The organism is Brevundimonas naejangsanensis, from assembly GCF_000635915.2.
Taxonomy (GTDB): domain Bacteria; phylum Pseudomonadota; class Alphaproteobacteria; order Caulobacterales; family Caulobacteraceae; genus Brevundimonas; species Brevundimonas sanguinis.
In genome coordinates this window covers 253,844-267,343 of the sequence record NZ_CP015614.1, presented here as the reverse complement: position 1 = coordinate 267,343, position 13,500 = coordinate 253,844, and the positions used below count along the sequence as shown (strand labels likewise).

Annotated in this window: 8 protein-coding genes; 1 reads left to right on the top strand and 7 read right to left on the bottom strand. The window is 68.4% G+C overall.

Translation table 11 applies throughout. From position 1 onward, the window contains the following. Nucleotides 1-5: 5 nt before the first annotated feature. Nucleotides 6-2,081, bottom strand: a complete 2,076-nt coding sequence (gene glyS / locus DA69_RS01310) for a glycine--tRNA ligase subunit beta (protein ID WP_025977823.1) — start codon at nt 2,079-2,081, stop codon at nt 6-8. Beyond that, a complete protein-coding gene (locus DA69_RS01305; protein WP_003165881.1) occupies nt 2,081-2,980 on the bottom strand; it encodes a glycine--tRNA ligase subunit alpha in 900 nt (299 codons plus the stop codon). Before DA69_RS01305 ends, glyS begins: the two co-directional genes overlap by 1 nt. 111 nt (nt 2,981-3,091) lie before the next feature. Here DA69_RS01305 and DA69_RS01300 point away from each other — a divergent pair, with 111 nt between their 5' ends. After that, complete coding sequence (locus DA69_RS01300; RefSeq protein WP_029972606.1) at nt 3,092-3,841, top strand: polysaccharide deacetylase family protein; 750 nt, start codon at nt 3,092-3,094, stop codon at nt 3,839-3,841. Nucleotides 3,842-4,070: 229 nt separating this feature from the next. Here the strand turns inward: DA69_RS01300 and DA69_RS01295 are convergent, their stop codons facing one another. The 5 genes from DA69_RS01295 to DA69_RS01275 form a co-directional block, all read right to left on the bottom strand. Continuing rightward, nucleotides 4,071-7,385 carry an autotransporter domain-containing protein gene (locus tag DA69_RS01295; RefSeq protein ID WP_025977825.1) on the bottom strand — a complete coding sequence of 1,105 codons (3,315 nt, stop codon included), beginning with the start codon at nt 7,383-7,385 and terminating at the stop codon, nt 4,071-4,073. A gap of 329 nt (nt 7,386-7,714) precedes the next feature. Then, entirely contained in the window at nt 7,715-8,608 is an 894-nt protein-coding gene (locus tag DA69_RS01290) for a hypothetical protein (RefSeq protein WP_025977826.1), read from the bottom strand. A gap of 35 nt (nt 8,609-8,643) precedes the next feature. Beyond that, on the bottom strand, nt 8,644-9,558 hold the full coding sequence (locus DA69_RS01285; RefSeq protein WP_029972607.1) for a 4-(cytidine 5'-diphospho)-2-C-methyl-D-erythritol kinase: 915 nt from the start codon (nt 9,556-9,558) through the stop codon (nt 8,644-8,646). A 4-nt stretch (nt 9,559-9,562) separates the two neighbouring features. Next, the gene (locus DA69_RS01280) at nt 9,563-11,455 is read right to left on the bottom strand and encodes a tetratricopeptide repeat protein (RefSeq protein WP_025977828.1); all 1,893 of its coding nucleotides are present in this window, start codon (nt 11,453-11,455) and stop codon (nt 9,563-9,565) included. Nucleotides 11,456-11,718: 263 nt separating this feature from the next. Next, on the bottom strand, nt 11,719-13,374 hold the full coding sequence (locus tag DA69_RS01275) for an electron transfer flavoprotein-ubiquinone oxidoreductase (RefSeq protein WP_235599236.1): 1,656 nt from the start codon (nt 13,372-13,374) through the stop codon (nt 11,719-11,721). Between the last annotated feature and the right edge of the window lie 126 nt (nt 13,375-13,500).

The window sequence follows — 13,500 nt, the reverse complement described above, 5'->3', positions numbered from 1 at the left end:
ATGGATTAGCCCGCGATCTGGCCGAAGTCGGCGACGCGGTTCATGACCCCGCGCACCTGGCCCAGCAGCTTCAGGCGGTTTTCGCGCTCTTCGGCCACGTCGGAGTTGACCATGACGGCGGTGAAGAAGGCGTCGACCGGAGCGCGCAGGCGCGCAAGCGCCGTCATGGCGGCGGCGAAGTCCTCGGCCTCCAGCGCGGCGTCCACGGCCGAAGCGGCGGCGGCGGCGGCGAAGGCCAGGGCGGTCTCTTCCGCCGGCTGGTTCGGCAGGCCGGTGGCGACGGCGCCCTGCGGCAGCGGCCCCTTCTTCTCCTCCGCCTTGAGCAGTTGGGCGGCGCGCTTGTAGCCCGCCAGCAGGTTCGCTCCGTCGTCCGTCGCCAGGAAGGCGGCCAGCGCCTCCACACGACGCACGATCCGCACCAGATCGTCGTCAGCCTGCCCTTCACTGAGCTTCTTCGTTTCGACAATCGCATCGACAAGGTCGTAACGAGCGCCACCTTCCTTCAGCATCACCTTTAGTCGGTCTGCGAAGAAACTCTGCAACTCAATCGACGCGAAAGCTTGATGGTACAAACCCTGGGCCAACAGCTCCGCATGCCGGGACGCGACCTCGCTCAAATGAACTCGGGCCTCAGCAGCCAGCACCAGCCGGATCACGCCCAGCGCCGCGCGGCGCAGCGCATAGGGATCTTTCGAGCCCGTGGGCTTTTCGTCGATGGCGAAGAAGCCGACCAAGGTGTCGAGCTTTTCGGCCATGGCGACGGCGACCGTGACCGGGGCGGTCGGGACGGTGTCGCCCGGTCCCTGCGGCTTGTAGTGGTCGCGGACGGCGTCGGCCACGGCCTCGGGCTGACCGGCCAGACGGGCGTAGTAGCCGCCCATGATGCCCTGCAGTTCCGGGAACTCGCCCACCATGCCCGAGGCCAGGTCGGCCTTGGACAGGCGCGCGGCCTGTTCGGCCTGCGCCGGGTCGGCGCCGACCAGCGGGGCGATCTCGCGCGCCAGGGCGGCGATGCGGTCCACCCGCTCGGCCAGGGTGCCGAGCTTGGCGTGGAAGGTGACGTCCTTCAGCTTGGCGTTCCAGGCGTCGAAGCCGACCTTCTGGTCCTCGGTCCAGAAGAACTCGGCGTCGCTCAGACGCGCCGACAGCACCTTGGCGTTGCCCGCCGCCAGAGCCTGCCCGCCGTCGGTCGCCTCGACGTTGGCGACGACGACGAAGTGGGGGGCGAGACCGTCCTTGCCCGGTTCGCGCACGGCGAAATACTTCTGGTGCACCTTCATCGACAGCTGGACCACTTCCGGCGGCAGGGCCAGGAACTGCGGGTCCATGTCGCCCAGGATCGGCGTCGGCCATTCGGCCAGACCCGACACCTCGTCCAGCAGGCCGTCGTCATCGACCAGAGCCAGCCCCTGGGCCGCGCAGACGGCCCGGGCGCCCTCGAGGATGCGCAGCTTGCGGTCGGCGGCGTCCAACAGGACGAAGTTGCGCTCCAGCTTGGCGCGGTATTCGGCGAAATCCTTGACCGCGAAGGGCTGGCCCGCGCCCATGAAGCGGTGGCCCTCGGTCACGTCGCCCGATTGGATGCCGTCGACCTCGAACGGGATCACCGCACCGTCGAACAGGGCGAGGATGCGCTTGATCGGCCGCACCCAGCGCAGGGTGCCCGTGCCCCAGCGCATCGACTTGGGCCAGGGGAAGTGGCGGATGATGTCGTCAACGCTCTCGGCCACGACCTCGGTGGTCGCGCGGCCCTTGCTGCTGATTTGCGCGAACCAGACGCCGTCGCGCTCGACCAGTTGGTCCTGCGTCAGGCCGGTCTTGCGCAGGAAGCCTTCCAGCGCCTGCGCCGGGGCCGAGGTCTTGGGCCCCTTCAGCTCTTCATTGCGGTCGGGCGTGGCGGCGGGCAGGCCGTCGATCACCAGCGTCAGTCGGCGCGGCCCGGCATAGGTGGTCAGCGCATCCCAGGTCAGGCCTGCGGCCCTCAGACGGTCGGAGGCCATGCGCTCCAGATCGCGCGCGGCGCCGGGCTGCATGCGGGCGGGGATTTCTTCGGAGAAGATTTCGAGGAGAAGCTGGGACATCAGGCGGTCGCCCGTTCGTGTTCGACTTGAGCGAGGGCGCAGGCTTTGCACAGGTCGCGGATGCGGCCGATGTAGCTCTGGCGTTCGGCGACGGCGATGGCGCCGCGGGCGTCCATCAGGTTGAACAGGTGCGAGGCCTTCAGCACCTGGTCATAGGCGGCCAGCACCAGCGGCTGCCCCTGCGGCCCCTTCATGGTCAGGAAGTGGGCCGCCTCGCGCTCCATGTCCTCGAAACGGCGTTTCAGCGCGGCGACGTCATAGCCGTGGAAGTTGGCTTCCGACTGCTGGCGCTCGTTCTCGAGGAAGACTTCGCCATAGGTCAGGCCTTCCTTGTTGAACTTCAGATCATAGACGTTGTCGACGCCCTGAACATACATGGCCAGACGCTCCAGCCCGTAGGTCAGCTCGCCCGAGACGACGTCGACCTCGATGCCGCCGACGCCCTGGAAATAGGTGAACTGCGTCACCTCCATGCCGTCGCACCAGACCTCCCAGCCCAGGCCCCAGGCGCCGACGGTGGGGTTCTCCCAGTCGTCCTCGACGAAGCGGATGTCGTGCAGGCTGGGGTCGATGCCGATGGCGCGCAGGGAGTTCAGATACAGCTCCTGCAGGTTGTCGGGGTTCGGCTTCAGGATGACCTGATACTGGTAATAATGCTGCAGCCGGTTGGGGTTCTCGCCATAGCGGCCGTCGCCGGGACGGCGCGACGGCTGGACATAGGCGGCCTTCCACGGCTTCTTGCCCAGCGCCCGCAGCACGGTGGCCGGGTGCAGGGTGCCGGCGCCGACCTCGATGTCATACGGCTGCAGGATGGCGCAGCCCTGCTCGCTCCAATAGTGGTGCAGGGTCAGGATCAGGTCCTGAAACGATAGAGGTTCAGCAGCGGCCACGGTCGACATTTCGGTCCGATTTCGGGAGGCGCGGACCATAGGGCCGCCACGCTTCGCCAGCAAGGCGAGGCGGTGCAATCCTTCACCCTTCTGCAAGCGCGGATGCGCTAGAAGGCGCCCATGATGCAGCAACGGATCGATCAGATGCGCCGCCGGGCGGCGCGCTATATGGGCGTCAGGCCGGTGACAGTCGCGCCGGCGCGCGGGATTCTCAGCCTCAGCTTCGACGACTTCCCGGCCAGCGCCTGGACCGAAGCCGGGCCGATCCTGGCTGAACACGGGATCAGGGCGACCTATTACGTCGCGGGCGGCCTGTGCGGCGGCGAGAACATAGGCAAGGCCCAGTTCGAGGTCGAGCATCTGCAGGCCGCGCATGAGGCCGGGCACGAGATCGGCTGCCACACCTTCGGCCACGTCAGCGCCCTGCGCCTTAGCCCCGCCGAACTGACGAACCAGCTGGCGCGCAACGCCGAGTGGGTCAGCGATCGGCTGGACGGCCACGTCATGACCACCTTCGCCTGGCCCTTCGGCGACGTGGCCTTGGGCGCCAAGGCGGTGATCGACGAGCGCTTCCTGCTGGGTCGCGGCGTGCGCGACGGGGTCAACGCCGGGCGCGCCGACCGGGCCAACCTTCAGGCCATCGGCCTGGAGTCGCGCCGCCTGCCCCACTACGACCTGGAGGCGCTGGTCGCCCGCGCGGCTGAAGCGCCCGGCTGGCTGATCGCCTATGGCCATGACGTAGAGAGCGACCCCACCCCCTACGGCTGCACGCCCGCAGACCTGGACCGCCTGATCCGCCTGGCCAATGCGGCGGGGCTGGAGATCCTGCCGGTCGGCGAGGCGTGGGAGCGGTTGGGCGGCGGCCTCTAAATTCCGCTCATCCCGGCGAAGGCCGGGATCCAGATTGTATGGCGCAACGGACATTGTCGCGCAGCCCGTTCGCGCCTTGACCTCCTGGCGCCTCGTCACGGCATCTGGATCCCGGCCTTCGCCGGGATGAGCGATTGTTAGTCGGCGACGAAAAACGCCGCCGCCCGTTGAGGGCGACGGCGTCTGTCCGTCAGGATCGCCGGGACCGAAGTCCCGGCGTCCGCACTGATCAGAACCGGAAGCTGACGCGGCCGGTCAGGCGGTGGTCCTTGTAGTCGTCGTTGAAGACGCCCGAGTAGCCGACCTCGATATTGGTCGACTTGTTGGCCTCGATGTTGAAGCCCAGGCCCGCCTGCAGCGCGCCCGAGTTCAGGTCGGCGCCCTCGACGCGGAACACCGGACCGTCCGAGAAGGCCGCGTTGAACACGGGGCCGTCGCCGCTCAGGTCTTCGGTCCAGGCCAGGTGCCCCACCGCCGACAGCGCCGGACGGCCGTTGCCGCCCGCCAGATAGGTCTCGGTGCGCAGACCCGCCGTCAGCAGGTCCGAGGTCTGGGAGACGTCGCCCGACAGGGCCGCGTCGCCGCCGCGCTCGACCACGTCCGCATCATATTCGACACGGGTGTAGTTCAGGTACGGCTCCAGCACGGTCGAGCCCATGACCGGCTTGCGCCAGGACACCTCGCCATAGGCCTGCCAGGCCTCGCCGTCGTAGCGGCCGGTCAGTTGCTCGTTGAAGCGGTTCAGCGAGGCCGTCCGGTCGGTGCGGGTGCGCGAATCCATCCAGGCGCCGCCCAGACGGAAGTCGAAGGCGCCCAGGCTGGCGGCGCCGTAGACGCCGATGTGCTGGGTCTTGACCTCGCCGGTCGAGCTCAGGCGGTTGGCGCGGATTTCCGACTGGCTTTCACCGACGGCGACGCCGATGTGCGAGCGGCCGTTCAGCGTCTTCTCGACCCCGGCCAGATAGCCCGAGGTTTCGCTGCGGAAGCCGGCCAGTTCGCCGTTGTCCTGACGCCCGCTGCCGAAGACGCCCGACGCCCAGACGGCGACGCCGCGACCGTCGACCGCCTCGGTCGTCCCGTTGCGGCCGCGCGTCAGCATGGCGTCGCGGATGAAGCGCGAGTCGCCGGTCGCCACGCCGGCCAGGGTCGCGTGGACCTCGCCCGTCAGACTGTTCAGCGCGCCGCGCACATTGTCGAAGCTGCCGTCCAGGATGGCGTCTTCCAGGGCCGTGTTGCGGCCCGCGGGCGCGTCCGGGATGATCGACGCCGTCATAACGTCCAGGGCCCCACCGACAGCCTTCGTGTTCGGCGTCGTCCCCACCGAGGCGATCGTCACATCATTGCGGACCAGGGTCAGCTTCACGGTGTTGGCGTCATAGGTCAGGATCGGCTTCAGGAAGGCCAGATCGCTCTTGGCGCCGGCGAAGGCGCCGGTCACGCCGCCCGCCGACTGCAGGATGTTCATGCGGGTGCGCAGGTTCCATTCGCCCTGGTCGGCCTTGAGGATGACTTCGCCGCCTTCCAGCGTGGTCGCGCCTTCCACGGCCACGCGCGAATGCTGGGCGCCGTTCACGCTGGAGCGGATCCACAGATAGGAGCCGTCCTTGAACAGCAGGTCGTTGGCGATGGTCAGCGTGCCGAACGGATTGGCGGTATCGCCGGGCGACAGGACGCCGCCCTTCTCGACCACCACATCGGCCAGACGGCCCAGGCCGCCCAGCATCCCCAGCTCGGCCACGGTCGAGGTCGAGTTGATCAGGCTGCCGTTGACGGTCAGCAGGCCGCCTTCGACCCGCGTGGCGCCGGTGTAGTCGTTATTGCCCGTCAGGATCAGCTCGCCGCCGCCCTTCTTGACGATGCCGCCGATGTCGTCGGGGAAGGAGGCCAGAACCTCGGCCGAATAGCGGTCGCGCGCATCGCCGATGTCGTTGCTCCACACGTCCACCGTGCCGACGCGGACATCGACGTCCCGAACGTCGCGCAGAGCCGTCGGCCCCTTGAGCGCGACCTCCATCTGCGGCGCCCCCCAGCCGGACCTCAGGTCCACGCCCGGCGCGTCCAGGTCCAGCGAACTGGACACCAGGATGTCGCTGATCAGCGCCGTGTCATACTCAGGGAAGTGCTCCATCAGCAGGGCCGCAAAACCCGAGATGTTGGGCGCAGCCATCGAGGTGCCCGTGTAGGCCGCATAGCCCGGCCCGGTGTAGGTGATCAGGCTCTCCAGCCGCTGCATCAGCAGGGCGTTGGCCTGGGTCAGCACGTCGGACGAGAAAGCGGGAGTCAGGATCGCCATGTTGCCGGCCGAGGTCAGCAGGCTGGCGAGTTGCGAGGTGAAGCCGTCCGGGTCGCCCATGCGGCCGCCCGAAATCAGGGTGATGGCGACCGCGTCCTCGGCCACCCGACGACGCGCGGCGGCCTCATCGAACGGCAGGCCCGCAGCCTCGGCGGCGAACTTGGCGTTCAGATAGGCGTTCAGCGTGCCCAGGAAGCGGTTTACAGCCGCGTTCTGCAACGCCGCCACCGTCGTGGGCGTGTAGAGCGAAATGTAATCCGCCGGCCGATACATGGCGACAATGGCGTTGAAGTCGAAGTCAAAGCCCGGCACCGCCGAGATGATCTGATGGCCCGGACCGGCCACGCACCAGGTCGCGGTCTGGCCGCAGAAGCTGGTCGAGGGGCTGGGCGTCAGGGCGCCGGTATAGTTGGCGACGGACAGCCAGTTGGAACGCAGGCGCGGATCGAACATGGGCGCGGCGGCGTCGATGCCGGCATGCGCGCCTCCGCCGTTGCCCGTCGAGAAGACGACCAGGACGTCATTGTCGAGAACCGGCTTGTAGAAGTCGCCGTAGTTGCTGCGCGGACCGAACGTCTGACGCACCAGCGCCTCGGACGCGTTGAAGGGCAGGCTGTTCGACGAACCCCAGCTGTTGTTGATGATCCGCACCTCGCCGGTGGCGGCCAGGTCGATGATATTGGCCTGGGGCGTGCTGACGATGTCGCCGTTGATGTAGACGTCGCGGAACCACAGGAAGTCGCCGGCGGCGAAGTTGGTAGTGGCCGAATAGATGTTGGCGCCGAAGGCGTTGCCGAACATCAGCTCGCCTTCCATGCGGCCGCCGCCGATGGTGCCCGCCACGTGGGTGCCGTGACCTTCCCAGCCGCGCCGCGGATTGATGCGGCCGTTGTTGCCGTAGTCGTCGGAGACGACGGTGTTCAGGCCCTTGATCTTGCCCGCCCCGCCGAACAGCGGGTGGTCCATGTAGACGCCCGCGTCATTTACGCCGACGGTCAGGCCCTTGCCCGTCAGGCCCAGGGCATAGGCGTGCTCCAGACCCAGATAAGCCTTGGAGTAGTCGATCGAGAACTGCGCGTCTTCGCGCCAGGAGGCCAGCGCCGCCTGATAATCAGCGGTGCGCGAGCCGTCCGCCATATAGAAGCCGCCCGCCGGCGGCGCGACCGGCGCCTGGGCGGAGGCGTCGCTGGCCCAGACAAGGGCCGATCCGGCGACTGCAACAAGAAGGCCGGCCTTGAACGCGTTAATCATGGTTCCCCGCAATGATGACTGCACAAAAAGGCGCGTCCGTCCCGATAGTCCCCTGACCGTCGATTCCCCGGCGCTCCCTCTACCTGCATTTGAGCCGGAAAGTTCCGACTACTGTCAATCACGGAACGGAGATTCTTCTTCACAACTATGATTTTACGATACGGCAACGCTTCGACGGCTCGAAATTGGAATTTTTCTCCAAACCCCGCTTTTCCGAGCGCCGCCGGGAAGGGAGCTTGAGATTCCGCCCCAAGGCCCAGCCGAGAAATCCGGACACGGCGCGCCAAGATGTCGCACCTATAGGTTGAAGGTTTTCAGCCGCCCTGCCCTCAGATGAGGCCTTGCTGCGTCGCCCAGCGGATCAGGGGCCTGCGCGGCCAGCACAGCAGCCAGGAGCAGGCGCGGTATTCGCCTTTTTCGATCATCGCCCGGCGCGTCGGGGATGAGGCCGAAGCCCGCTCGTCATGGATCTCGCCGCCGCCCTGATGGATCATGAAGGCGCCGTTGTTCACGGGCGTTGTCCGCAGATAGGTCAGGCGCGGGCTGATGGTCTCCAGCGGCGGATCGAAGAACCAGCTGGAGCCGATGACGCCTGCCAGTTCCGGCCGCGTCTGCAACAGGGCGGCGGCGGCGGCCCAGTTGCGCTCCCAACCCGCCTCGTTGAAGTCCGACAGGTCGCGCGCCTCGGTGTGGGTCTCCAGCCAGGGCCGCCAGCCTCCCGCCTGCAGCCAAGCGATCAACGGACCAGGACCGCGCCCGCCGAGCATGTGCCGCACCACCAAGCCGGGTCCGACCGGCGAGGACAGGTCCAGCATCTGCGTCTTGCTGCCCGGCACGCTGAGGGCCAGGGCCACCCGCACGTCCTTGGCCCAGAAGTCGGGATCATACGGGTCCGCCCCGCTGTCGAGATAGGCCGCCAGACGGTCCACATAGGTCGGATAGCCCGCCAGAACCGCCTGCGGCAGGCGCTCGGCGGCGATGCGGCCCGGCAGTTCCAGCGCCCAGGCGGCGACCAGGCCGCGTCTCTGGTCGTCGTTCGCGCCCTCCCCCAGCAGGCCGTCCACGGCGCGTGCGGCCAGTTCGAAGTCCCAGTGAGGCGCGACCTCGGCGGCGGCGCGGGCCGCAGCGTCCTTGATCTCTGCGACGCGAGCGCGGTCGGCGGGCGACAGGCGCGACAGGGCGCGTTGGAAGGCGGCGGTCTGTTCGGGCGTCAGCTGGGTCATGGCCGCCAGCTTGACCGCAGGGGCTGTAAATCCGGTTAAATTGCCGAACGCGGCTCGATATCCGGCGCGCCCAGCACTACCGGACGCGACCACCAGCCCGGCCGATCAAGCGCCAAGGCCGCCTCGATCGCCGCCGCACGATCATCGAACAGGCCGAAGACCGTGGCGCCCGAGCCGGACATCCGCGTCAGGCGACAGCCCGGCGCAGCGCGCATGGCGGCCAGCGCCTGTTCGATCCCCGGCGTGACCGACAGGGCGGGCGCCTCAAGATCGTTCCTCTGAGCCGACAGCCAGTCGATGACCGAGGCGACCGACCAGTCGGCAGGCGGCGCAGGGCGATCCGCCCCGGCGGCGGGCGCGGCGTCATAGGCGCGATAGACGGCGCCCGTCGGCGACGGCAGGCCGGGGTTCAGCAACACGCCGTGCAGGGTCGGCAGGCGCGGTTCGTCCTCCAGCGCCTCTCCAATTCTGCAGGCCCAGGCCGGGCGGGCGCGCAGGCACATGGGGCCGTCCGCCCCGGCGGAAAGGGCGAGGCGTTCCAGTTCGTCTTCCGGCAGATCGAGGCCCAGCAGGCGCGCCGTCAACCGCAGCGCCGCCCCGGCATCCGCAGATCCGCCGCCCAGTCCGGCGGCGATGGGCAGGCGCTTGTCCAGCGTGACCGCCACGGGCGGCGCGCCGATTCCCGCCGCCTCCCCTAGGGCGAACAACGCCTTGATGATCAGGTTGTCGCCCTGCCCGTCCAACCCGGCCGCGAACGGCCCTTCGACCGCAAGCGACAGGGCCTCGGCGCGGCGCACGGTCACTCGGTCGCCGACATCGGCGAAGGCGGCCAGACTGACCAGCGGATGATAGCCGTCGGCCTGAACCGGTCCGACGTGCAGCAACAGGTTGATCTTGGCGGGCGCCAGTCCGCTCAGGGCGTCATGGGTCGGGGCGTCAGGGGTCGACATGGCGTCAGTCGGCCGCGCCGCCCGCAGAGCCGATCCCCTTGTCCCCGGTCGGGTCCTGGCCCAGGCGGTCTCGCAGCTTGGCCTCGACCTCGGCGCGGCGCTTGTCGTCGACCTCCAGCGTCAGCACACGGTTCCACTGGAAGCCCGCCTCGCGTTGGCGGCCCACCGCCCAATAGGCGTCGCCCAGGTGGTCGTTGATCTCGGCGTTGGCCGGCTCCTTGTCGACAGCGCCCTCCAGATTGACCACCGCCGCCTCATACTGCCCCTGACGGAACTGGGCCCAGCCGAGCGAGTCCTGGATATTGCCGTCCTTGGGATCAGCGGCGTGGGCGCGGGCGATCATGGCGGCGCCCTCCTCGACCCGCGAGCCCGTATCGACCCACAGATAGCCGAGGTAGTTCAGCAGGGTCGGATTGTCGGGCTGCATCTGCAGGGCGGCCCACAGCTCGGCCTCCGCCTCGGTGTCCCGGTCCAGCGATTCATAGGCGGCGCCGCGCAGGAAATGGACCTCGAAGCCCTGATCCGCCGTGTTCAGCAGCGGGCCGTTCAACAGCTCCAGCGCCTCTTCGTGCCGTTCCATCTGCAGCAACTGACTGGCCAGCATATAGGCCACCGCCGCCTCGTCCGGCCGCACGGAGGCCGCGCGCCGCAGTTCAACCAGGGCCTCGTCGTTGCGATCGACCTTGGCCAGGCTGATGGCCATCTGCACCCGGGCGGCGGCGTAGGTCGCCGGCGACGCCTCGCTGACCTCGGCCAGGGCGGCGCGGCCCGCCGGCTCGATGCCGCCCTGGATCAGGGTCTGGCCGATCAGCAGCTGGGTGTTGTCGCTGGGCGCCAGGTTCTGTGCCAGACGCAGATAGACGGCGCCGAACTCATAGGCGCGCTGGGCGACCATCTGGTCCGCGGCGGTGCGCAGCGCCTGGGCCGCGCCCTCACGGTAGTTCACCAAGGCCGGAGGACGGGCCTTGGACAAGACGCGTTCGCGGCCCTCCATGACCCGACGGTCGGCGGTGCGGGCGGTGACGGCGGCGTCATACTGAACCAGAGCCTCGTCCCGACGGCCGCGCCGCTCCAGGAACTCGCCATAGGGCAGACGGAACAGGGCGCCGGCAAGGGCGTGGCTGGTCAGGTCCCGCCATTCGGCGTCGGCCTCATCATAACGACGGCGCTGCTCCAGCAGGCGGGCGCGATTGCCCCGCGCGACCAGATTGCTGACCGGGTCGAAATCGGCCGGCGGCATGGCCAGGGCGCGATCCCAGTCCCCGGCTGCGGCGGCGATCCAGGCCTGGACATAGAAACCGGCGCGGTCGTGCGGCTCGCCCACAGGGGCGGCGATCAACAGGGCGTTGGCGCGGCGCGCGTCGCCCCCGGCATAGGCCTGCACCGCCTGCACCAGCCGCCCGGCCTGAACGATAACCGGGGAGACCTCGGGATCGGTCGGGGCGATGCGCCCCGCCTCGTTCAGGTCGCCCGCCAGAAGGGCGGCGGTGAAGGCCTGCTCGCGCACACGCGGCTGCTCGGGCGTCAGGGCGTAGACGCGGGCCAGGTAATCGGCGCCGGTCGCGCTCTCGCCGCTGGTCAGGGCGTTGCGGCCCGCCAGGTAAAGGCCGAAGGCGCTGTTTCGATGGGCGTCCAGCGGGATCGGCGACCATTCGGCGGGAATGGGCGTGACCTTGGGTTCTTCGGGCGTTTCCGGTTCATCGGCGATGATGATGTGCGGAACCGGGTCGCCGTTGGGCTCGGAGTGCGTCTCTACATCCTGGGAGGGGGCGTCCTGCGACGCGGCGTCGGGCGCGGGTTCGGGCGCCGCCTCCTGCGCCAGGGCGGGCGCGGCCAGCGACAGCGCAAGGGCGGAAGCCGCCAGGAACAGGACAGGGCGAGAAGAGACGAAACGCATGGCCGGACCCTTCACGCTTTCCCCTGCGCCCGCAAGAGTCTGAAAGCGCAAATCCCTCTCCTGTTGGGAGAGGGCTTGAGCCTCCAAGAGCCGAAGGCGATTGGAACAGGCGAAAGGGTGAGGGTTCGCGGGCCAAGTCGGCCGAAGGCCATGGCGTAACGGCTAACGCCGACTGAAACCTTAGCCCCTCACCCTTTCGCGCAAGAACGATCGCTGCGCTCTCGTGCGCTCAAGCCCTCTCCCGCCGGGAGAGGGATGTCAGCTTACATGTTCGGATAGTTCGGGCCGCCGCCGCCCTCCGGCGTGGTCCAGACGATGTTCTGCGACGGGTCCTTGATGTCGCAGGTTTTGCAGTGGACGCAGTTCTGGGCGTTGATGACGAAGCGCGGATCGGCGCGGTTCGCCTCGTCGGCATAGACGACTTCGTACACGCCCGCCGGGCAATACAGCCGCGCGGGCTCGCCGTATTTGGGCAGGTTGACGTTGATCGGCACCGACGGGTCCAGCAGCTTCAGGTGGGCAGGCTGGTCCTCGGCGTGGTTGGTGTTGGAGATGAAGACGCTCGACAGCTTGTCGAACGACAGCTTTCCGTCCGGCTTGGGATAGGCGATCGGCTTGTGCATCGCCGCCGGCTCGGTCGAAGCGGCGTCGGTCTTGCCGTGCTTCATCGTGCCGAAGAAGGAGAAGCCGCCGGTCAGGTGGTTGACCCACAGGTCGAACATGCCGACCGCCCCGCCCATCATCGTGCCCAGCTTGGACAGCAGGGGCTTGGCGTTGCGGACGACCTTCAGCTCTTTGTAAACCCACGACGACTTGTAGGCCGCTTCATAGGCCTCGAGCACATCGCCCGAACGGCCGGCGATCACGGCGTCATAGGCGGCGTCGGCGGCCAGCATGCCGGTCTTCATGGCGTTGTGGCTGCCCTTGATGCGCGGCACGTTCACGAAGCCCGCCGAACAGCCGATCAGGGCGCCGCCGGGGAAGGCCAGCTTGGGCACCGACTGGAAGCCGCCCTCGGTGATGGCGCGGGCGCCGTAGGAGATGCGCGTGCCGCCCTCCAGATGTTCGGCGATCGAGGGGTGGTGCTTGAACTGCTGGAACTCGTCGAACGGCGACAGGAAGGGGTTCTTGTAGTTCAAGTGCACGACGAAGCCGACGGACACGTAGCGGTCGCCGAAGTGGTACAGGAACGAGCCGCCGCCCGTCTTGTCGTCCAGCGGCCAGCCGGTCGTGTGCTGGACCAGACCGGGCTGGTGCTTCTCGGCCGGGATCTGCCACAGTTCCTTCAGGCCGATGCCGAACTTCTGGGGATCCGCGGCGTCGCACAGGTTGTGGCGGGCCATGATGGTCTTGGCCAGCGAGCCGCGCACGCCCTCGGCGATGAAGACGTATTTGCCGTGCAGTTCGAGACCGGGCTGGAAGTCGCCGGTCGGCTTGCCCTCGCGGTCGATGCCGAAGACGCCCGCGACGACGCCCTTCACCCGGCCGGTCTCTTCGTCCCAGACCACATGGCTGGCGGCCATGCCGGGGTAGACCTCAACGCCCAGCGCCTCGGCTTGTTCGGCCAGCCAGCGCGCGACATTGCCCAGCGAGGCGATGTAGCAGCCGTCGTTGTGCATGAAGGGCGGCAGGGCGAACATCGGCAGCGACGCCTGCCCCTGCGGCCCCAGGACGAGGAACTTGTCCTTGGTCACCGGCGTCTCGAGCGGGGCGCCGCGTTCCTTCCAGTCGGGGAAGAGTTCGTTCAGCGCCTTGGGATCGATCACCGCGCCCGACAGGACATGGCCGCCGATCTCGGCCGACTTCTCCAGCACGGCGACGGAGATCTCCTTGCCGTCCTTCTCGGCCCGCTGCTTCAGGCGGATGGCGGCGGACAGGCCGGCGGGGCCGCCGCCGACGATGACGACGTCATACTCCATGACCTCGCGCTCGGCGCCGACCAGGGCCTCCAGCGGGGGCAGGTTGTCGATGACGGCTTCCTGCCATGCGTTCTTGGCGCCGCCTTCGATCATTTCCTCGGCCATGTCCCCTCAATCCTCATTGTC

Coding starts and splice junctions, on each gene's coding strand:
- glyS (WP_025977823.1), bottom strand. CDS start 2,081: ATGTCCCAGCTTCTCCTCGAAATCTTCTCCGAAGAAATCCCCGCCCGC.
- DA69_RS01280 (WP_025977828.1), bottom strand. CDS start 11,455: ATGCGTTTCGTCTCTTCTCGCCCTGTCCTGTTCCTGGCGGCTTCCGCC.
- DA69_RS01290 (WP_025977826.1), bottom strand. CDS start 8,608: ATGACCCAGCTGACGCCCGAACAGACCGCCGCCTTCCAACGCGCCCTG.
- DA69_RS01295 (WP_025977825.1), bottom strand. CDS start 7,385: ATGATTAACGCGTTCAAGGCCGGCCTTCTTGTTGCAGTCGCCGGATCG.
- DA69_RS01285 (WP_029972607.1), bottom strand. CDS start 9,558: ATGTCGACCCCTGACGCCCCGACCCATGACGCCCTGAGCGGACTGGCG.
- DA69_RS01275 (WP_235599236.1), bottom strand. CDS start 13,374: ATGGAGTATGACGTCGTCATCGTCGGCGGCGGCCCCGCCGGCCTGTCC.
- DA69_RS01300 (WP_029972606.1), top strand. CDS start 3,092: ATGATGCAGCAACGGATCGATCAGATGCGCCGCCGGGCGGCGCGCTAT.
- DA69_RS01305 (WP_003165881.1), bottom strand. CDS start 2,980: ATGTCGACCGTGGCCGCTGCTGAACCTCTATCGTTTCAGGACCTGATC.